Origin of the sequence: Amycolatopsis sp. Hca4 (assembly GCF_013364075.1) — a bacterium.
Classification (GTDB): Bacteria; Actinomycetota; Actinomycetes; order Mycobacteriales; family Pseudonocardiaceae; genus Amycolatopsis.
Genome location: NZ_CP054925.1, coordinates 10846290 through 10865273, shown reverse-complemented (window position 1 = coordinate 10865273; position 18984 = coordinate 10846290). Strand labels below are relative to the sequence as shown.

At 71.9% G+C, this 18984-nt stretch carries 23 protein-coding genes and 1 pseudogene; 14 read left to right on the top strand and 10 right to left on the bottom strand.

From position 1 onward, the window contains the following. Positions 1 to 4: 4 nt before the first annotated feature. Together HUT10_RS49350 and HUT10_RS49345 are read right to left on the bottom strand one after the other, a co-directional pair. The gene (locus HUT10_RS49350; protein ID WP_176177527.1) at positions 5 to 946 is read right to left on the bottom strand and encodes a Ku protein; all 942 of its coding nucleotides are present in this window, start codon (positions 944 to 946) and stop codon (positions 5 to 7) included. Between the two features lie 16 nt (positions 947 to 962). Next, the gene (locus HUT10_RS49345; protein WP_176177526.1) at positions 963 to 1160 is read right to left on the bottom strand and encodes a hypothetical protein; all 198 of its coding nucleotides are present in this window, start codon (positions 1158 to 1160) and stop codon (positions 963 to 965) included. Between the two features lie 168 nt (positions 1161 to 1328). On the opposite strand from HUT10_RS49345, the gene HUT10_RS49340 reads away from it, so the two are divergent. Further along, complete coding sequence (locus tag HUT10_RS49340; RefSeq protein WP_176177525.1) at positions 1329 to 1541, top strand: hypothetical protein; 213 nt, start codon at positions 1329 to 1331, stop codon at positions 1539 to 1541. Positions 1542 to 1746: 205 nt separating this feature from the next. Here the strand turns inward: HUT10_RS49340 and HUT10_RS49335 are convergent, their stop codons facing one another. Beyond that, positions 1747 to 2475 carry an ANTAR domain-containing response regulator gene (locus HUT10_RS49335; RefSeq protein WP_176177524.1) on the bottom strand — a complete coding sequence of 243 codons (729 nt, stop codon included), beginning with the start codon at positions 2473 to 2475 and terminating at the stop codon, positions 1747 to 1749. A 294-nt stretch (positions 2476 to 2769) separates the two neighbouring features. Here HUT10_RS49335 and HUT10_RS49330 point away from each other — a divergent pair, with 294 nt between their 5' ends. Further along, on the top strand, positions 2770 to 3135 hold the full coding sequence (locus HUT10_RS49330; protein WP_176177523.1) for an STAS domain-containing protein: 366 nt from the start codon (positions 2770 to 2772) through the stop codon (positions 3133 to 3135). 8 nt (positions 3136 to 3143) lie between these two features. Here the strand turns inward: HUT10_RS49330 and HUT10_RS49325 are convergent. Then, positions 3144 to 4108: pseudogene (locus tag HUT10_RS49325) on the bottom strand (LLM class F420-dependent oxidoreductase). A 122-nt stretch (positions 4109 to 4230) separates the two neighbouring features. On the opposite strand from HUT10_RS49325, the gene HUT10_RS49320 reads away from it, so the two are divergent. The 3 genes from HUT10_RS49320 to HUT10_RS49310 all read left to right on the top strand — a co-directional run bounded on the left by HUT10_RS49320 (position 4231) and on the right by HUT10_RS49310 (position 5860). After that, positions 4231 to 4560 (top strand): plasmid stabilization protein, encoded by a 330-nt coding sequence (locus tag HUT10_RS49320; RefSeq protein WP_176177522.1) that lies wholly within the window; start codon positions 4231 to 4233, stop codon positions 4558 to 4560. Positions 4561 to 4622: 62 nt separating this feature from the next. Next, a complete protein-coding gene (locus HUT10_RS49315) occupies positions 4623 to 5072 on the top strand; it encodes an ATP-binding protein (RefSeq protein ID WP_176177521.1) in 450 nt (149 codons plus the stop codon). Next, the gene (locus HUT10_RS49310; protein ID WP_176177520.1) at positions 5069 to 5860 is read left to right on the top strand and encodes a SigB/SigF/SigG family RNA polymerase sigma factor; all 792 of its coding nucleotides are present in this window, start codon (positions 5069 to 5071) and stop codon (positions 5858 to 5860) included. Before HUT10_RS49315 ends, HUT10_RS49310 begins: the two co-directional genes overlap by 4 nt. A gap of 260 nt (positions 5861 to 6120) precedes the next feature. Here HUT10_RS49310 and HUT10_RS49305 read toward each other — a convergent pair whose 3' ends face one another. Next, on the bottom strand, positions 6121 to 7638 hold the full coding sequence (locus HUT10_RS49305) for a CYTH and CHAD domain-containing protein (RefSeq protein ID WP_176177519.1): 1518 nt from the start codon (positions 7636 to 7638) through the stop codon (positions 6121 to 6123). Positions 7639 to 7773: 135 nt separating this feature from the next. Here HUT10_RS49305 and HUT10_RS49300 point away from each other — a divergent pair, with 135 nt between their 5' ends. Beyond that, positions 7774 to 8295: a hemerythrin domain-containing protein gene (locus HUT10_RS49300; protein WP_176177518.1), complete on the top strand. Its 522-nt coding sequence runs from the start codon at positions 7774 to 7776 to the stop codon at positions 8293 to 8295. Positions 8296 to 8338: 43 nt separating this feature from the next. Next, positions 8339 to 9139, top strand: a complete 801-nt coding sequence (locus tag HUT10_RS49295) for a GAF and ANTAR domain-containing protein (RefSeq protein WP_176177517.1) — start codon at positions 8339 to 8341, stop codon at positions 9137 to 9139. Positions 9140 to 9285: 146 nt separating this feature from the next. On the opposite strand, the gene HUT10_RS49290 is transcribed toward HUT10_RS49295, so the two are convergent. From HUT10_RS49290 to HUT10_RS49280, 3 genes are all read right to left on the bottom strand, one after another. Then, a complete protein-coding gene (locus HUT10_RS49290; protein WP_176177516.1) occupies positions 9286 to 9753 on the bottom strand; it encodes a hypothetical protein in 468 nt (155 codons plus the stop codon). An 86-nt stretch (positions 9754 to 9839) separates the two neighbouring features. After that, complete coding sequence (locus tag HUT10_RS49285) at positions 9840 to 10679, bottom strand: aldo/keto reductase (RefSeq protein WP_176177515.1); 840 nt, start codon at positions 10677 to 10679, stop codon at positions 9840 to 9842. A 95-nt stretch (positions 10680 to 10774) separates the two neighbouring features. Beyond that, positions 10775 to 11236 (bottom strand): SRPBCC family protein, encoded by a 462-nt coding sequence (locus tag HUT10_RS49280; RefSeq protein WP_176177514.1) that lies wholly within the window; start codon positions 11234 to 11236, stop codon positions 10775 to 10777. Between the two features lie 118 nt (positions 11237 to 11354). On the opposite strand from HUT10_RS49280, the gene HUT10_RS49275 reads away from it, so the two are divergent. From HUT10_RS49275 to HUT10_RS49265, 3 genes are read left to right on the top strand one after another with little or no spacing between them, the layout of a single operon-like run. Continuing rightward, positions 11355 to 11768: a phage holin family protein gene (locus HUT10_RS49275; RefSeq protein ID WP_176177513.1), complete on the top strand. Its 414-nt coding sequence runs from the start codon at positions 11355 to 11357 to the stop codon at positions 11766 to 11768. Further along, complete coding sequence (locus HUT10_RS49270) at positions 11765 to 12070, top strand: DUF3618 domain-containing protein (RefSeq protein ID WP_176177512.1); 306 nt, start codon at positions 11765 to 11767, stop codon at positions 12068 to 12070. Before HUT10_RS49275 ends, HUT10_RS49270 begins: the two co-directional genes overlap by 4 nt. Next, complete coding sequence (locus tag HUT10_RS49265) at positions 12067 to 12333, top strand: DUF4235 domain-containing protein (protein WP_091310919.1); 267 nt, start codon at positions 12067 to 12069, stop codon at positions 12331 to 12333. The genes HUT10_RS49270 and HUT10_RS49265 overlap by 4 nt, the downstream gene beginning before the upstream one ends. 58 nt (positions 12334 to 12391) lie before the next feature. On the opposite strand, the gene HUT10_RS49260 is transcribed toward HUT10_RS49265, so the two are convergent. Then, complete coding sequence (locus HUT10_RS49260) at positions 12392 to 12760, bottom strand: STAS domain-containing protein (RefSeq protein ID WP_176177511.1); 369 nt, start codon at positions 12758 to 12760, stop codon at positions 12392 to 12394. Positions 12761 to 12926: 166 nt separating this feature from the next. Here HUT10_RS49260 and HUT10_RS49255 point away from each other — a divergent pair, with 166 nt between their 5' ends. Continuing rightward, positions 12927 to 14216: an NAD(P)/FAD-dependent oxidoreductase gene (locus HUT10_RS49255; protein WP_176177510.1), complete on the top strand. Its 1290-nt coding sequence runs from the start codon at positions 12927 to 12929 to the stop codon at positions 14214 to 14216. A 23-nt stretch (positions 14217 to 14239) separates the two neighbouring features. Then, complete coding sequence (locus HUT10_RS49250; protein ID WP_176177509.1) at positions 14240 to 14794, top strand: hypothetical protein; 555 nt, start codon at positions 14240 to 14242, stop codon at positions 14792 to 14794. Positions 14795 to 15135: 341 nt separating this feature from the next. On the opposite strand, the gene HUT10_RS49245 is transcribed toward HUT10_RS49250, so the two are convergent. Next, the gene (locus HUT10_RS49245) at positions 15136 to 16017 is read right to left on the bottom strand and encodes a LysR family transcriptional regulator (RefSeq protein WP_176177508.1); all 882 of its coding nucleotides are present in this window, start codon (positions 16015 to 16017) and stop codon (positions 15136 to 15138) included. A gap of 81 nt (positions 16018 to 16098) precedes the next feature. Between HUT10_RS49245 and HUT10_RS49240 the strand changes: the two genes are divergently transcribed. After that, on the top strand, positions 16099 to 17427 hold the full coding sequence (locus HUT10_RS49240) for a diaminopimelate decarboxylase (protein ID WP_176177507.1): 1329 nt from the start codon (positions 16099 to 16101) through the stop codon (positions 17425 to 17427). Between the two features lie 41 nt (positions 17428 to 17468). Further along, complete coding sequence (locus HUT10_RS49235; RefSeq protein ID WP_176177506.1) at positions 17469 to 18953, top strand: glycosyltransferase family 39 protein; 1485 nt, start codon at positions 17469 to 17471, stop codon at positions 18951 to 18953. Positions 18954 to 18984 lie beyond the last annotated feature (31 nt).

Below are 18984 nucleotides of genomic sequence, written 5' to 3'. Positions count from 1 at the left end.
CCGTTCACGACGCCTTCAGGGCCTTCTCCAGCTCGGCGCGCGTCATCTTCGACCGGCCTTTCACGCCCTGCTCGCGGGCCAGCTTGTCGAGGTCGGACTTCGACAGCTCGGCCAGTTCCGGCTGCTTCGGCTTCTTCGCGGCCTTCTTCTTCGGTTCCTGGCCGCCGCTCTTGCGGTTCTTCACGCTGCGCGAGAGCGCCTCGAACAGGTCGACGACGTCGGCGGAGGGCTCCGGCTCCTCCTCGTGGGCGATCTCCTTGCCGGCTTCCTTCGCCTTGATCAGCTCTTCGACGCGCTTCGAGTACTCGTCGCGGTAGTCCTCGGGCTTCCACGGCGCGGTCATCTCGTCGACCAGCGCGAGCGCCATGTCGAGTTCCTTGGGCCGCGGCTTCGGCAGGGACGGCAGCTCCCCCATGACGTCCTTCGGCTTCCGCAGGTCGGCGACGAAGTGCAGCGTGTTGAGCACCATGACGTCCTCGCCGGCCCGGACGGCGGCGAGGTACTCCTTGCCGCGCAACACGAACTTCGCGACGCCGGCCTTCTCGCTGCGGTCCATCGCCTGCAGCAGCAGGCCGTACGCCTTGGCGAAGTCCTCCTTCGCCGGTTTGAGCCAGTACGTCTTGTCGAAGAACCACGGGTCGATCTCGTCGAGCTCGACGAACTGCTCGATGTCGATCCGGCGCGAGCGCTCGGGCGCGATCTCGTCGAGCTCGTCCGGTTCGACGAGTACGTGGTCGCCGCCGCCGAGGTCGTAGCCCTTGACGATCTCGCCCTGGGTGACCTCTTCGCCGGTCCGCTCGTTGACGCGGCGGTTGCGGATCCGGTCCGACGTGCCGCGCTCGAACTGGTGGAAGTGGATCGTGTGGTCCGCCACCGCCGGGTACAGCTCCACCGGCACGGTGACCAGACCCAGGCTCAGCGCGCCGCTCCACACCGGTCGGGCCATGTCGTCCTCCCCGCGCTCAGGCGACGTCGCTGCTGCGGCGGCCGCTCCGGTGCAGGCCCAGCATCTCCAGCAGCCGCGCGCAGTCCTCGGGGTCCTTCGCCCGCGCCGCCACGGCCAGCGCGGCCTTGTGGCGCACGTGCTCCAGCTCCGGCGAGTCGGTGCCGTCGACCAGGAGGTCCGACACCGGCCGCAGGTCGTTCCGCTTGTCTCGCATGTTTCGCTCCCTCCGGCGGGTGGTTCGCGGGCGGGTTACCCAGGTTCACCGCGGGCGACACAGGTGTCACCGAAGATCCGGCACGACTAGGCCGAACGAGTGAATTCGGCCGGGTTGGGCCGCGGACACGGGCAAGGTGGTGAGACTCACGTCACAGCAGGAGGCCGGATGGGCACCCAGCTCCGCATCAGCCGCGAAGACGGCTCACTGCCCTGCGAGGTCTGCGGCTTCCCGACGATGCACGTGGCCCAGGTGGTCGCCGACGACGGCACGGTGCTGGGCCGCACCCTGGTCTGCACGACGTGCCAGCGCAGCAAGCACCGCCCGGAACCGGCCCCGGTCGAGTCCGACGCACCCCCCGACGAAGTCCCCGCCGGCTGACCCGCCCGGCCCAGCCGGTCGACCTCCGTACCTGGAGGGTCGGCCTGCGTACCCAGCCGGTCGGCCCGCGTACCCGAAGGGTCGGACTGCGTACCGGGACGGTCGGCTTGCTGTCCGACCTTGCAGGTACGCGGCCCGACCGTCCAGGTACGCGAGCCGACCGTCCAGGTACGCGAGCCGACCGCCCAGGCACGCGGGCGGTGCGTCAGGCGGTGGTGGCGACCGCGGCCACGAACTCCGCGGCGACCTCGTGGAGCTTGCGGTTGCCGTCCTGGGATCGCTTCACCAGGCGCTGGAAGGCCTCCTCGGCCGTGATGCGGTGGGCCGCCATCAGGATCCCCTTGGCCTGGTCGATCACCGCGCGGGTCTCCAGCGCGCGGTTCAGCTGGTCGACCAGCTCGCGGGCCGCGAAGTACCGGCGGGCGCTGCGCAGGCCGATGACGACCGTCGCCGTGTACAGCTCGAGGATCTTGGTGCCCAGCTCGCTGAAGCCGTGCTCGCCGAAGCCGAAGAGGTTGACCGCGCCGGACATGTCCTCGTCCACCGTCAGCGGCGCGGCGAGGAAGCTGGCCACGCCCAGCTGCTCGGCCGACGTGACGAACTGCGGCCACAGGTCCCCGACCGCGCCGACGCCGACCCGGACCGGCTGTCCGGTCTCGGCGGCGCGCAGGCACGGCCCGTCCCCGATGCGGTACTGCTCGCGGTCGAAGTTGACCGCGCGCTGGTCGGTGCTGGCCACCGTCTCCGGCACGCCGTCGCGCACCAGGGTGATGCTGGCCATGTCGGCGCCCGGCACCACCTGCACGACGTGGTCGCACACGGCCTGCAGCATCTGGCCGAGGTCGAGCTCGCCGTCCAGCATCGCGGTCAGCGACTCCATCGCGAGCGTGACTTCGTCCAGCCGCGCGGTGAGCTGCTCATGGCCGCCCGTCATCCTGGTGACGCCCCTCTTTCTTCGAACAGGGCGCTCTCAACCAGGGAGGACCCGGGCGCGCGCCACTAGTGGGCCGCTAGCGCTTTAACGGGTCCAGCGCGACATTACTGCATCCCGGTCGCGCCGGGCACGAGCGGTCACCGCCGCGGCGCGGCGCACGCCCGTTCGGAGCAACGACGGTTGCGGGCCGGCGGCGCCGGGGTCAGGCTCGGTGACACGGTTCAACCAGCAGCCGCTCGCATCCCCGGAGCGCGGCGCTGCGGCCGCGCCGCACCAGAACGGTGGCGAACCGGCATGAACCCCCTCCGCACCCGGCACCCGAACCTGCGGCTGCGCACGACGTGGCCCGCCCCGCACGCGGTACTGGTGACCGCCCGCGGCGACCTCGACAGCGCGACGGCCGGCCACCTGGCCACGCTGCTGTCCGACCGGCTGTGGGCGACGCCGGAGCGGCTGGTGGTCGACCTGTCCGAAGTGGACTTCCTCGGGGTGGCGGGGCTGCGGGTGCTGCTGCACGCGGCCCTGCAGGCCCAGGAGGGTGGCACCGAGCTGCTGGTGGTCACCGGGACGAACCCGGCGGTCCGCCGGGCGCTGCGGGTGACCGGGGCGGACCGGCGCTTGGCCCTCGCCGAGCACCGGCCCGCCCCCGCACCGGCCTGAGCAGGCCGTTACCCACGCAGAGCCGGGAGCAGCTCCTTCTCGGCGAAGTCGAGGAAGCCCTCCTGCTGGTCACCGCCGATCTGCACCAGCGCCACGTCGGTGAAGCCCGCTTTCCGGAACTCCTGCACGGCTTCGACGATGGGCTCGACGTCCGGGCCGCACGGGATCGAGCCGGCGACGTCCTCCTCGCGGACGAACTGCGTCGCGCCGGCGAACCCGGCCGGTCCCGGCAGCTCGGCGTTGACCTTCCAGCCGCCGCCGAACCAGCGGAACTGCTCGTGCGCACGCTTCACCGCGGCGTCGCGGTCGGTGCCCCACGACACCGGCAGCTGGCCGATCTTGCGGCTCGGCGCGCCACCGAGCTTCGTGGCGTCCCATTCCTGGGACAGCTCCGCCTTCGGCTCGACGGCGATCATCGCGTCGGCGACCGGCGCGAACCGCCGCACCGACTGCGACCCGGACACCGCGACGCCGATCGGCGTGCGCTTCTCGGGCAGGTCCCACAGCTTCGCCGAGTCGACGCGGAAGTGCTTGCCTTCGTAGTCGAAGTAGCCGCCGTCGAACAGGCCGCCGATGATCTGCACGGCCTCGGCGAGCATCTCGTGCCGGACGTTGGCCGGCGGCCAGCCGCGGCCGATGACGTGCTCGTTGAGGTTCTCCCCCGCCCGAGGCCGAGGGTGAACCGGCCGCCGGAAAGGGCCTGGATGGTCGCCGCCTTCTGCGCGACCACCGCCGGGTGGTAGCGCATGGTCGGGCAGGTCACGTAGGTCATCAGCTCGGCGCGTTCGGTCACCTGGGTGACCGCGCCGAGCACGGCCCACGCGTAGGGCGCGTGGCCCTGTTCGTCCAGCCATGGCGAGTAGTGGTCGCTCATGACCTCGAAATCGAAGCCGGCCTGCTCCGCGCCGGCGGCGAACCGGACCAGGTCGCCCGGGCCCGCCTGTTCGGTCATCAGGGTGTAGCCGATCCGCATCGGCGCCTCCTCACGGTCGAAACTGCGCGTACCCGGGTACAGCGCGCGGTAACCAACCACGACCGCGACGTTTGCTCCGGGAGGCAGCGGGTACCCATCCCCGCGAGACGAAGGGAGCCGGCATGCCTCAGTCGTGGAGCGGCAAGCGCGAACGCCAGTACGAGCACATCAAGGACTCCGCCGAGGACCGCGGCGCGAGCACGAAACGGGCCAAGGAGATCGCGGCCCGGACGGTGAACAAGAACCGCGCGCAGTCGGGTGAATCCCGGCAGGCCAGCAAGACGTCGCTGAAGGACAAGTCGCCGCAGCAGCGCGGCGGCGAGCGGTCCGGCAACCGGAAGGGCCCGGGCGGCCCGACGAGGGACCAGCTCTACAACGAAGCGAAGAAGAAGAACATCGAAGGCCGCTCGAAGATGACCAAGAAGGAGCTCGAACGGGCGCTGGGCCGGTGACCGTCTCCGAAACCCCTGATCACGAAGTGTCAGCATTACACCGGATGGGTAGTACTTTTCGCATGGAAGAAACTCGAAGCGACAGCTCGTTCGGCAGCAAGCCGACGGTCGACGAGCTCCTCGACGAACTCGTCGAGCTGCGCCTCCCCGCGATGGCGGAGCAGATCCCCCTGGTCCGCATGCTGACCCACGGCGTGGTCTCGCGCGCGGACTTCGGGCTGGACGCCATCGCCGACGCCAAGATGGCCGTCGACGAGGCGTGCGCGCAGCTGGTGCAGCTCGCCGAGCTCGGCGCCCAGCTGCAGTGCCGCTTCCGCCTGGCCCCCGACGGCCTGCACGTGATCGTCTCGACCCGCTCGACCGACCCGCGGCCGCCCAGCGACCGCACGTTCGGCTGGCATGTGCTGACTACTCTCAGCAAGTCCGTGACCGCGCACTGTGACGTGCTTCCGGGTGGAGGGGCGGGCATCGTCACGATCGAGCTGGTGCTCAACCCGGGAACGAGCGCGTGAGCAACGAGCGAAAAACCCTCCTCCACCGCCCGGACGAGTACGCCCACTGCGAGCCGCTGTTCGAGGAACTGGGCGAGCTGCAACCCGGTGACCCCCGGCGGGAGGTCGTCCGGAGCAAGCTGGTGACCGAGCTCCTCCCGCTGGCCGAGCACATCGCCACGAGGTTCTCCGGCCGCGGCGAGCCCCGCGAGGACCTGGTCCAGGTGGCGAGGATCGGCCTGATCAACGCGGTGGACCGCTTCGACCCCACCCGGGGCCACGATTTCCTGTCGTTCGCGGTCCCGACGATCATGGGCGAGGTCCGCCGCCACTTCCGCGACACGGGCTGGTCGGTCCGGGTACCCCGCAGGTTGAAGGAGCTCCACCTCTCGCTGAGCCAGGGCTCGGCGGTGCTGTCCCAGCGGCTGGGCCGCGCCCCGACCCCGACCGAGCTGGCGGAGCACCTGAACCTCGACGTGGACGAGGTCCGCGAAGGTCTCCTGGCGGGCAACGCGTACCAGGCGTTGTCGGTGGACAAGCCGGTCCACGACGACGCGGAGGCGCTGTCCCTGGCGGACACGATGGGCGAGCCGGACCACGAGATGGCAATGGTCGAGAACCACGAGGCACTCCAGCCCCTCCTGCAGGAACTACCGAAGCGCGAGAGGGCAATCCTGGTGATGCGCTTCTTCGGCGGCCTGACGCAAACGCAGATCGCAGACCGGGTGGGCATCTCCCAGATGCACGTGTCCCGTCTGCTGTCACAGACGTTGGAGCAGCTGCGCGGAAAGCTCACCGGCGAAGGCTGAGCCCGCCTCGCCCCCACGCAGCAAAAGCAGCCTGCGCACACAGGCGACCACGCCCTCAAGAAAGAACGGGCAGCCAAAGGCCCCACCGGCCACACCCCCCTGCCGACCCGATACGCAGCCGCCTCAGCGGCCGAGAGGCTGTGTCAAGGCACGCTTTCCCGCCTTGACACAGCCTCTCGGCCGCTGAACAATCCGGCGTTCGGGTCGGTGGGGGAAGCCGCGGCAGACCCGAATCCGGCAGATCCGAAAAGCTCAAGGCATCACTTCAGCCACCGAGGCCGCTTACCTTCCCGAACCCGCTCCCATTCAACCGAGAACCGCTCCCGAAGAGAACCGGCCCGAGCAGAATCCCGCCCATAAAGCACCCCGAAGGTAAAAGTATTCTGCCCTTCCCCATGCCCGGAAACAGCAAGCTGCCGAAGAACCTCCCGCCCGACAACAGTATCCTGATGCTCCCCCAGTGTTCCCTGCAAAGCCTTCACATTCTTCCGCCAGGCCCGGACCTTCTTCCCATAAACGGGCTTGACAAGATCCCCGGCGTACCGAGCCTGCTTGGCCTTCTTCCGGACATCGTGCAAGGCAACCTCGAGCTCGACCCCGGACAGCCCCCGAGCACCGGCCTCGGCCCGGCGCAGCTTCGCAGCGGCCTTCCGCAACGGCTTCCGCAACCCGGCCTTGGCGGGCTTACGCGCCTTCCGAGTCAACGGCGGATCTTCGACAACCACATCCAGCCCCCGCAGCAACCGCAAATACCGCTTCCCGGTCAAAGCGGCAAGAGCCCGGCCCCGCCCTTCCGCAGCTTCCCGGGCGAAGTGCCGGGTGAGAAACTGCCGCAGCGGACCGAAAACCAGCTCGGAAGGCAACGAATCAAGCTGCCGACGCAACCGCTCCTCGACAACCTCGGTATCCCGGAAGGGCGACAACTCCCGCCCCAGCCACTGCAGCTCGGAAACCAGAACAGCGGTCTCCCGGCGATCGACGATCGACCCGAAAGTCCGAAGGGTGCTCCGCAGCTTCCGAATGGCCACCCGCAGCTGGTGCACGGAGTCCTCGGCATCCACCCGAACCCCGATGTCGGACCGCTGCAACCGCCCGTAGTGCTCGCGCAACGCGGCAACGACGACATCCCCGGCCGTCGGCTTCTCACCGAGGCGAGCCGAAGGCTGAACCCGGTCCCCGACAAGCCGCCGCAGCTTGGAAGACCAGGGCGAGGCAGACGCACCGGCCGCGACCAGCGCCCGGTCGAACTCGTCCAGCAACCCGGGCTCGGCCGACGGATCCAGCTCGAGTTCCAGCTCCCGCCACTCGTCGAGCCGCGCGGTCTCCCCACCGGTCTCTCCGGTCACGTGGTCATCGGTCAGCACCGCGACGGTACGGCCGCCGGCCCCGACGAGCCGGTGCGCGAAGCGGTCGGTCCGCAGGTGCGCGATCGGCACCAGCTTCTCCCCCAGCGTGTACGCCTGCACCAGTCGCCGGAACCGGCCGGGCACCTTGTGCGGGTCGCCACCCAGCGGCAGCTGCAGCTCCTGCCGCTCGTCGGCCGACACGGGCAGCTTCAGGTGCCAGCCCGCGTCCGGCCCGCCGACGCGCCGCCGCAGCGTGATGCCGGCGCGGGCCAGCCGGAACGTCCCGGTGTCGTAGTAGGAGGCGTCCAGGACGTGCTCGACCGGGTCTTCCTGCGCTTCGACGCCGGCGACGCCGACCAGCCGAGGCACGCCGCTGCCCGCGACGAGCTCGTACTTGCGTTCGCGTTCGATCACCCGCGACGGCGCTGTCATGGTTCGTCCTCCCTGGGCCTCGGTTACCCGTAGTGGTACCCGTCCGGATCGCGGCCGACACGGGATTCGGCGCCGGAGCAGCGGGTATCCCCTTCTCCGAACCCGAGCGGACCCCAGCCCGGACCAGGAGAGTGCATGAACGGCAACCAGCCCGCAACCGACCTGACGACCGTCCTCGACGGCGACCACCGCGAACTCGACCGGCTCTGCACCGAGCTCGAGCTCGGCCAGGGCAGCCCCGAGAACCGCAAGGACCTCGCCGATCACCTGATCGCGGCGCTGATCCGGCATTCGGTCGCCGAAGAACCCCACCTCGACGGCGGTGGCGAGCTCGCCGAGGCGGATCGCCTGATGCGGCAGCTCGAAGGCGTGGGCCCGCAGGAGACGCGGTTCGAGCGCCTGCTGGGCGGGCTGATCCGCGCCATCCGGCAGCACGTCCGCGAGGAAGGCCCGGCGGCCGTGCGTGAGCTCCGGCGCACCTGCTCCCCCGAGCGGCGGGCCGAACTTGGCCGGGAGGTCCTCGAGACCCGGGAGGCGGCGGCGACGCTGCCGCACCCCGATCTGGCCGACCGGGTTCCGCAGGCCGACCAGCTGTGGCCGGGGCCGGGCTTCGTCGACCGGGCCCGTGCCGCCCTGCGCGCCCCGGCATCGGGTTGAATGGGAGGTCGGCCACCCCGATCGGAAAGGACAGCAGAGCCCCATGAGTGTCGGCGAAGAGGAGTGGGCCCGTGACCGGGCCTGGTTCGGGCAGGACCGCCCGGCGGAGCCCGGGCCGCTGGCCCGGCAGTTCGCCGACCTCACACGGACCCTGCTCGACGTGACGCCGACCGTCGCCGGGGTGCTCAAGCTCGTCGTCGGGGCGGCCGTCGCGCTCGTGCCGGGCGCGGACCTGGTCAGTGTCACCCTGCGTGACGCCGACGGCACCTACCACACCCCCGTCGAGACGGACCCGGTCGCCGAGCAGCTCGACCAGGTGCAGTACGACCACGGCGAAGGCCCCTGCGTGGAGTCGGCCCGCTCGGACGGGCCTGCCGTCGGCTGGTCGCAGGACCTGGGCCGCGACCCGCGGTGGCCGGCGTTCGGCCCGGCCGCCGCGGCGCACGGCTACCACTCGGTGCTGGCCACCGCCCTGCTGCCGGAGGCCCGTCCGCCCCGGCTCTCCGGCGCGCTCAACATCTACTCGCGCACCCCAGGCGCGTTCGACGCCCGAGCGATCGACACCGCGTTGCTGCTGGCCACGCACGCGTCGCTGGCGCTGGCCCACACCGAGGCCGTCGCCGCGGCGGAGCTCGAGTCGGCCCACCTGCGCCGCGCGGTCGACAGCCGCGACGTCATCGGCCAGGCCAAGGGCATCCTCATGCAGCGTCGCGGCATCACCGCCGACGAGGCCTTCGACGTGCTGCGCCGCGCGTCCCAGGACCTCAACGTCAAGCTGGCCGACCTGGCGAAGACGCTCGCCACCCGGCACACGGAGATCGATCTCCCGGCATCGGAGAACTGACCCAGCTGTCGAGTCCGAGGGGTTGGTCAGGCGGCTTGCACTTTCACACCCGGCGGCCGCCGCGGGGGCGCCCCCTGGTCCCGGCGGCATGAATCGAGGGCGTCGCTTCCCCCACGGGAAGCGACGCCCTCGGTTTCGTGCCGCCGTTACTGGGCAGTGTACGGGGACCGGTTCTCCAGCGACGGGCTGGCGGCCGGGTACCGGCCGTCCTGCCCCGGCACCGGGGTCACCGTCGCGGCCTGCTGCTCCGTGTCCACCCGCGGCCGGGGGCCGCGCTGGACGACCGCCTCGACCTCCTGCTCACCGCGGATGCGGGCCAGGACGCCGAGGGTGATCGCGTGGGCCAGCGCGAGGATCAGCAGCAGCACGCCGATCCGCCCGACCACACCGGGCAGGTCGCTGCCGCCCATTTCGATGGTCGAGATCAGGGCGAGCACGCCGAGGGTGGCGAGGTGGAACAGCACCGTGACCAGGCGGGTCATCGAAGCGCCCGCCGCCGGGTCGCCGTAGGAGTTCTCCAGGTAACGGCGGCCGCTGCGGTAGATGATCTGCCCGTCTATCAGGACCAGCGCAACGCCGATCGCGAGGAACGACAGGTACGCGTTCGTGGTCATGCCGGACGCTCCTTCCTGGGGGACCTTGCCGGAGGAATACCCGGCAGGTCGCGCAGGGAAACGCCCCCGTCACGGGGTGAACATCCTCACCCGCCGAAGGTGTCCGGGTCCGGCCCGGTGCGGCGGCCTTCGTCGAGCCTGCCGATCTCGGCCATGTCCTCGTCGTCGAGTTCGAAGCCGAAGACGTCGATGTTCTCGCGCATCCGGCCGGGCGACGCCGACTTCGGGAACACGATGTTCCCGAGCTGGATGTGCCAGCGCAGCACGACCTGGGCGGGCGTCCGCCCGTGCTTTTCCGCCAGGCCGGTGAGCACCGGGTCGCCGAGGACCTCCCCCTGCGCCAGCGGGCTCCACGCTTCGGTGGCGATGCCGTGCGCCCGGTGGTACTCGCGCAGCTGCGCCTGCTGCAGCGCCGGGTGCAGCTCGATCTGGTTGACCGAGGGCACCAGGGACGTCTCCTCGGCGAGCCGGTCGAGGTGGGCGGGCTGGAAGTTGGACACGCCGATCGCGCGGGCCTTGCCCGCGTGCAGGATGTCCTCGAAGCCCTGCCACGTGCGGACGTAGTTGTTCTTCGACGGCAGCGGCCAGTGGATCAGGTAGAGGTCGACGTAGTCGAAGCCCAGCCGGCGCAGGCTGCCTTCGAGCGCGGTGATCGCGTTGTCGTGCCCGTGCGCGTCGTTCGCCAGCTTGGTGGTGACGAACACGTCTTCGCGGGCCACGCCGGAGTCCGCGATCCCGGCGGCGACGCCGGCCTCGTTGCGGTACATCTGCGCGGTGTCGATGTGGCGGTACCCGGTTTCCAGCGCGGTCCGCACGGCCTGGGCGGTTTCCTCCGGCGAGATCTGGAAGACACCGAACCCGAGCTGCGGGATCCGCACGCCGTTGTTCAGCTCCAGAGCGGGGACGCCGGCAGTGGTGGTCGTCATGCCTACGACCTACCCGGCGGTCACCGGACGCGAAACGCGGCGGGGCGGGTGAACCCGCCCCGCCGCGTGAACTCACCCCGGTCGGGTGAGCGGTGCTACTGCCCCGGGCGGTCCACGTCACCGCGCCAGGCGCCGGTCTCCCGGCCGCGCTGCTCGATGAACTCCTTGAACCGCTTGAGGTCGCCCTTCACCCGGCGGTCGAGCACGCCGAGCTTGTCGGCGACGTTCTCGGCGAAGCCCTCCGGGTCGATGTCCATCTGCGCGGTCACCCGGGTGTGGGAATCGTCCAGCCGGTGGAAGGTGATGACGCCGGCGTGGTCCGGTCCGGAGACCGAGTTCCAGGCGACCCGCTCGTCCGGGTGCTGTTCGGTGATCGTCGCGTCGAATTCGCGCGTCACGCCACCGAACCGCGTCACCCAATGGGTGCGGGTGGCGTCGAGCTGCCGGATCTCTTCGACGCCTTCCATGAACCGGGGGAATTCCTCGAACTGCGTCCACTGGTTGTACGCGGTGGAAACGGGGACTTCCACGTCCACGATTTCGGTGATCGTGCTCATGCACTCCTCCTGATCGGTGGTGGAAACCTTCGGCTACCCGCTGCCGCCGCGGTCAAACCCGCCGTGGTTGACCGGCGCCGGGCCCGGGTACCCGGCGGCCAGGCAAAGGAGGTGTTCGGTGATCGAAGAGGCAAACAAGACACCGGCGGCCGACCGCTCGGTCGGCGAGCTGGTGACGGACCTGACCGACGAGGTCAAGCGGCTCGTCCGGGACGAGATGCGGCTCGCGGTCTTCGAACTGCAGCGCAAGGGCAAGAAGATGGGCCTCGGCGCCGGGTTGTTCGGCGCGGCGGGGCTGTTCGCGTTCCTCGGGGCGGGCACGCTGGTCGCGGCCGCGGTGCTGGCGCTCGCGCTGGCCGTGCCCGGCTGGCTGGCCGCGGTGATCGTCGCGGTGGCGTTGTTCGTCGTCGCCGGGATCGCGGCGCTGGTCGGCAAGAAGGAAGTGACGCAGGGGGTGCCGCCGGTGCCCGAAGAGGCGATCAGCGGCGTCCGCGAAGACGTGGACACCGTGAAGCAGGGAGTGCGGGCATGAGCGGGGACTTCCCGAAGAACGCCGAAGAGGCGCGGCTCGACCGGGACGCGACCCGGGAGGAGCTCACCGAAACCCTGACCGCGCTCGGGCAGAAGCTCGACGTGAAGGCCAGGGTCAAGGAGAACGTCGACGAGAAGCTCGACCAGGCGACCGCGAAGGTCGCCGACGTGACGAACGAGCCGACCGCGGTGAAGTTCCGCCAGGGCGCCGACGCCGTGCGCGCCAACCCGGTGCCGGTCTTCGCCGGCGTGCTGGGCCTGCTGATCGTGATCCGCCTGATTCTCCGCCGGAGGAACTCGTGAACAAAGCGCTGTACAAGCCGCTGAGCTGGGTGGTGGGTGCCCTCGGCGGCATCCTGGCCGGCCAGGTGTTCAAGCAGGTCTGGAGCCGGGTGGCCGGCGAGGACGACGCCCCCGACGCCACCGACCGCGACTACACCTGGCGTCAGGTGGTGGTCGCGGCGGCGGTGCAGGGGGCGATCTTCGGTGCGGTCAAGGCCGCCACCGAACGCGCCGGCGCCGTCGGCTACCGCAAGGCGACCGGCGACTGGCCGGGAGACGACTGAGCTCCACGGCCCTCAGTGTCCTCAATGGACGACCGGAGAGGCGTGGCCGCGCGAGGGGTCACGCCTCCCGGCCGGGTTCGGCGGCCAGGCCGGCGAGCGCGGCGCCGACCCGGGGGTGGATCTTCAGCACGAGGTCGGCGCCGGTGGCTTCGAGCGAGCGGGTGACCGCGTGGCCGCCGGGCACGACGACGATTTCGGTGCGGGCGTGCGCCTGCAGCAGTGCGCGGACCCCGGCGCAGCTCAGGAAGGCCACCCGGGTGAGGTCGACGACCAGCCGGGTGCCGGTGGCGAGGGCTTCGTCGAGCGTGTTCACCGTGGCCGCATCGATGTCACCGACCAGGGTGAGCACCGTGACTCCGCCCGGGCGTCCGGCTTTGGTCACCGTCAGCCCCGACGGTTCGTATATCGTGCGAAAACAGTCGTACATGGCGCTCCCTTTCAGCGGTAGAGGGGCGCTGACCGGAGCACGTGTCTGAACAACAGCCAACACCTCTGACCGTACGCCCCTGCGCCGAGAGGTCAACCCCGCGGGTTTCCCGGCTCCGACCTCGGGTAATCCGTTCGGGATGCCCGCTCCGCCCGGAAGGAGAGCCATGCGTGTCGTGATCGTCGGCGGCGGATTCGCCGGGTACCACGCGGCGAAGAGCTTGCGGAAAGAAGCCGGCGAAGACGTGGAAGTCGTCGTGCTGAACCCGACGGATTACTTCCTCTACCTGCCGTTGCTGCCCGAAGTGGCGGCGGGGATCCTGGATCCGCGGCGGGTGGCGGTTTCCATTCCCGAAACGCTGCGCGGGGTCCGCCTGGTGCTCGGCGTGGCCACCGGCGTCGACTTCGAAACCCGGCACGTCACCTACACCGATCCCGAGGACAACGAGCACCGGATCGGGTACGACCGGCTGGTGCTGGCCGCGGGCAGCGTCAACAAGCTGTTGCCGATCCCGGGCGTGCCGGAGTACGCGCACGGGTTCCGCGGCGTGCCGGAAGCGCTGTACCTGCGTGACCACATCACCCGGCAGATCGAGCTGGCCGCCGCGGCCGAGGACCCGGCCGAACGCGACGCCCGCTGCACGTTCGTGGTGGTCGGCGCCGGTTACACGGGCACCGAGGTCGCCGCGCAGGGCCCCGCGTTCACCGCGGCGCTCGCCGCGCGCCACCCCGAGCTGGCCGGGCAGCGGATCCGCTGGCTGCTGCTGGACCTCGCCGAGCGCGTGCTGCCCGAGCTGGACGAGCGGCTGGGCCGGACCGCCGACGAGGTGCTGCGCTCGCGCGGGGTGGAAGTGCTGATGAAGACGTCGGTGGACAACGCCGACGCGAAAGGCGTCACGCTGACCAACGGCGACTCCGTGCCGGCCCGCACCCTCGTGTGGTGCGTCGGCGTGCGGCCGGACCCGCTGGTGGCCGAGCTCGGGCTGGAGACGGCCAAGGGCAGGCTGGTGGTCACCGAGCAGCTGAACGTGCCGGGCCGCGACGACGTCTTCGCCTGCGGTGACGCGGCGGCGGTGCCCGACCTCACCCGTCCCGGGCAGTACACCGCGATGACCGCCCAGCACGCCGAGCGGCAGGGCAGGCTGGCCGGGCGCAACGTGGCGGCGTCACTCGGCCACGGCCGCCCGGGCGCCTACCGCCACCACGACCTCGGTTTCGTCGTCGACCTCGGCGCGGGTGCCGCGGCGGCGAACCCGCTGCACATCCCGCTGTCCGGCCGGCCGGCGAAGGCCGTGACGCGCGGCTACCACTTGATGGCGATGCCGGGCAACCGCGTCCGCACGGCCGTCGACTGGGCCCTGGAGGCGCTGACCGGCCGCCAGACCGTCCAATTGGGACTGGTCCGGTCCGGGGCCGTGCCGCTCGACACCGACAGCCCGGAGCTTCCCCGCCGCTGAACCGCTTCTGTGAAAGGAATCCCATGTCCGCCGAAACCGACCCCGTCCGGTCCGAAGGCCCGTCGGTGGTGACCGCCGGAGACCCGTCGGGCCCCAAGGTGATCGTCCTCGACCCGGCGGGCGCCGGGAAGCACGACGAGCTGCCGGCGACCTGGCGTCCGCTGGCGGACACGCGCGCCGTCTTCTGGTGCCGGGTCCCGGCGGGAGGCGCCCTGAGCGAAGCCGACGACCTCCTGGGTGACGCCGGTCCGGGCGACCCGGAAATCGCGGTGGTGGCGAGCGGCCCGTTCGCGGCGGAGGCCCTGCAGCTGGTCGAGCGCCACCCGGGGGCGGCAACGCACCTGCTGCTGGTGGACCCGGCTTCGGACGCGTTCCTGCCGTCCGACGACGCGGCCGAGGCCGACGAGGCCTGGCTCGCCGAGCACGACGACGTGGTGACGAAGCTGCGCGAGGCGGGAACGGACGTGCGGGTGGTGGCGTCGAGCAGCGACAACCCGGACGACCGGGTGCCGCCTCCGCTGCCGCTGGGTCACCCGGTGGTGGTGACGGCGGTGCGCTCGGCGCTCGGGTTGGGCTGAGCCGCGGGCCCCTCGGCCGCCCGGATCATGGCGCCACAGCGCCCGGGGCGGTACCGCAGCCGAAGCCCAGGTGGTGGTTCTCCTCGCGGTCGAACGGCCCCCGGAGCGCTCGGCCGCCGACCGGCTCGTGGCGGCGAGGGTTAGCAAGCTCGCCTCATGGAAGAGACCAGGTCGGCCGCGGTCCCTCGCCCGGTAGTTCGCGGCAGCGGTCCCGGGAAGCCGGGGCCCACCTCGAAACCCCGCCCTGATCCGCAGCAGTGGTCGCAGGAAGCCCGGACTCGTCCCAGACCGCGGGCTGGTTCGCGACCACCGCGAAGCCGCGAGCCGGCACGCCGGCCGGGCTAGCTCCCCTCCGCCGCCAGCTCCACGAAAGCCCGCACCAGCGGTGACCCCGCCCCATGCCGCCAGGCCAGCCCCAAATCGATCCGCGGCACCGGCTCCTCCACCCGCCGCAGCACCACGCCCCGGCGCCGCAGCGCTCGGGCGCGGTGCTCCGGTACCGCGGCCAGCCCCGCCCCCTCCGCGACCGCGCGCATCAGCTGCTCGTCCTCCGGCTCCTCGCGGACGATCGGCGGCAACCCACCCGGCCACACCTGCGCACTGATCGCGTCGTACTGGCCCGGACCGTTCTCCCTTGGCCAGAACACCACCGGCTCGGCCGCGATCTCGGCCCGGCGCACCCGGCCGCGGCGACGCGCGAGCGGGTGGCCCGACGGCAGCGCCAGCAGCACCTCCTCCGCCCCCACCACCGCGACCTCGATCCCTGCCGCGGTGACCGGGGGCCGGACGAAGCCCACGTCGATCTCGCCCGCCGCCAAGCGGGCCAGGTTCAAGCTGGTCCAGCCCGTCTCCAACGCCAGTTCCACGTCGGGGAACCGGGCGCGGTACGCCGCCACCAGGTCGCCGGCCAGCGGGCCCGGCGCCGATCGCGTGTAGGCGATCCGCAGCCTCCCGGCCTCGCCCCGGCCCGCCGCGGTGATCGCTCCCCGCGCCCGCTCCAGGCGGTCGAGCAGCTCGCGGGCTTCGGCGGCCGCCACCCGGCCCGCGTCGGTCAGGGCGAACCGGGGACCCGTGCGGTCCAGCAGCGCCACCCCGACGTCCGCTTCGAACGCGCGGATCTGCTGGCTCAGCGACGGCTGCGACACGAACAGCCGCGCGGCCGCCTTCGTGAAGTGCATCTCCTCGGCGAGCACGGCGAAGTAGTGCCATCGACGCAGATCCACCCAGCGATTATAAGTCCTTCCTATCACCTGATCACGACGAAGTCTTGGACTCCGGGCGCCCGCCGCTGCTGTCCTGGGCGCGTGACCACGACCAGCGCGCCCCGCACCCGCACCGACCGCAAGCTGCTCGCCCTCGCCGCCGCGGCGGACCGGCGGCTGGCCGCGCCGATGGCCGGGTTCTTCGACCTCGCCACGATCCGGGAGGCCGTCGACGACCTCACCACGGCGTTCGCGCCGCTCGGGCGCGTGCAGCACACGGTCGCCGCCAAGGCGTGCGGGCTGGCTCCGCTGCTGCAGTTCCTCGGCGGGCTGGGGATCGACGCCGAGGTGGCCAGCCCCGGCGAAACCGCGGTCGCGGAAGCCGCCGGCCTGCGCGGCCCGCGGCTGGTGCTCGACTCCCCCGCCAAGACGACCGCCGAGCTCGCGCACGCCCTCGCCGAGGGCACCGCCGTGAACGCCGACAACTTCCAGGAGCTCGCCCGGCTCGACGCGCTGGTCGGTGCGACCCCGCCGCGGTCGGTGCTGGGCCTGCGGATCAACCCGCAGGTCGGCGCCGGCCGGATCGGGGACACCAGCACCGCCACCGCGGCGTCGAAGTTCGGCATCCCGTTGCGGGACGACGGGAACCGCGCCCGGCTGCGGGAGGCGTTCGCGCGCCGGCCGTGGCTGACGCGCCTGCACGTCCACGTCGGCTCGCAGGGCTGCCCGCCCGAGCTGATGGCCGAGGGCGTCGCCGCGGTCCACGAACTCGCCGAGGAGATCAACGCCGCGGCCGGGTACCGGCAGGTGACGAGCCTGGACCTGGGCGGCGGGCTGCCGGTGGACTTCACCTCGGACGAACCGGGCCCCGGCTACGCCGGTTACGCCGCCACGCTGCTGGCCCGGGTGCCGGAACTGGCCGACGGGCGCTACGCGTTCGTCACCGAATTCGGCCGGTCCCTGCTGGCGAAGAGCGGTTTCCTGGTCAGCGCGGTGGAGTACACGAAGGTCGCCGGGGGACGGCACATCGCCGTGACGCACGCGGGCGCCCAGGTGGCGGCGCGCACCGTGCTCCAGCCGGAGCACTGGCCGCTGCGGATCGGCGCGTTCGACGCCGCCGGCGTGCCGAAGACCGGCCCCGAGGTGCCGCAGGACGTCGCCGGCCCGCTGTGCTTCGCCGGCGACCTGCTGGCCAGGGAACGGCCGCTGCCGCTGCTGGAGCCGGGTGACCTCGTCGTCGCCCACGACACCGGCGCCTACTACTTCGGCGCGCACTACGCGTACAACACGCTGCCGCGCCCGGCCGTGTACGGGTTCACCGTGTCGCCGCGCGGTGACGTCGAGTTCGCACCCCTGCGGCGTGCGCAGACCCTCGCCGAACTGGTCACCGACGCGGGCGGTGAATTCCTCGGAGCGCACCCGGGAGCCTGAGCACCGGCGTACGATCCCGGGCACGCCGAGGGGAGAGGGCCATGGGGGCGCTACCGCGGTTCGCCGCGCTGCCGATCGGGATCGTCGTCGCCGGGCAGGCCGTCGTGCTGACCGCCCTGTCCGGGCGTTACGGCTTCCACCGCGACGAGCTCTACTTCGTCGCCGCGGGCCGCCGCCCGGATTGGGGATACGTCGACAATCCGCCGATCACGCCGTGGCTCGCCCGGGCGTCGACGGCGGTGTTCGGCGAGACACCGGTGGGCCTGCGGGTGGTCGCGACCCTGCTCGGGATGGCGACCGTCGTGGTCGTCGCGCTGATCGCCCGCGAGTTCGGCGGCGGCCGCGGCGTCCAGCTGTTCACCGCGATCGCGACGGCGTCGTCGACCTACGTCCTGGTCGTGTCGCACATGCTGGCGACCAACTCCGCGGACGTGCTGCTGTGGTCGGTGCTCGCGCTGTTCGCGCTGCGGCTGCTGCGCACCGGGGACGGCCGGTGGTGGCTCGCGATCGGGGCCGCCGCGGGCCTCGGCCTGGCGAACAAGTGGCTCGTGCTGCTCCTGCTGTCCGGGCTCGGTGTCGGCGTGGCCGTCACCGGGCCGCGCCGGGTGCTGCGAACCCGGTGGCTCGCCGCCGGCGTCGGGATCGCCCTCGTGCTCGCCGCGCCGGTGGTGCTCTGGCAGGCGTCGCACGGCTGGCCGATGCTCACCGTGGCCGGCGGGATCAGCGAGGACGACGGCGCCGCGAACCGGCTGCTGTTCGTGCCGATGCAGCTGGTCCTGCTCTCCCCCGTGCTGGTGCCGGTGTGGATCGCCGGGCTCGTGCGGCCGTGGCGCGAACCCGGGCTGCGCTGGGCCCGCCCGCTGGCCGTCGCCTACCCCGTGGTGTGCGCCGAACTGCTGATCGTGGGCGGGAAACCGTACTACTCGGTGCCGCTGCTGCTGCCGCTGGTGGCGCTGGGCGCCGAGCCGGCGCTGCGCTGGCTGGGCCGGGGCGGCACGGCCCGGCGGGTGCTGACCGGCGCGGCCGCCGCGGTGTGCGTGGCCGTGTCCGTCCTCATCGGACTCCCGGTGGTGCCCGCGGCGGCGCTGAACGGCCCGCTGCTGGCGATGAACAAGGAACCGGGCGAGCAGGTCGGCTGGCCGGACTTCGCCGGCAGCGTCGCCGGGGTGTGGCAGCGGATCCCGGACACCGAGCGCGACACCGCGGTGATCCTCGCCGGGAACTACGGCGAGGCGGGCGCGCTCGAGCGGTACGGGCCGGAGCTCGGGCTGCCGCAGCCGTACTCGCCGCACATGTCTTACGCGGACTGGGGCCCGCCGCCGGACCGGCTGGTCGGCCCGGTGCTGCTCGTCGGCCGTGTCCGGCCGGACTTCCCCGCGGCCCGGCTGATCACGCGGTGCCGCTTGGTCGCCAAGCACCACAACGCCGCCGGCGTCGACAACGACGAGGAAGGCGTGCCGCTTTCGCTGTGCGAGCCGGCCCGGCCGTGGTCGGAGGCGTGGCCCCGACTGCGGCGTTATTACTGAGCGGTCCGTCCGCTGCGCGCTACTCTCGGCT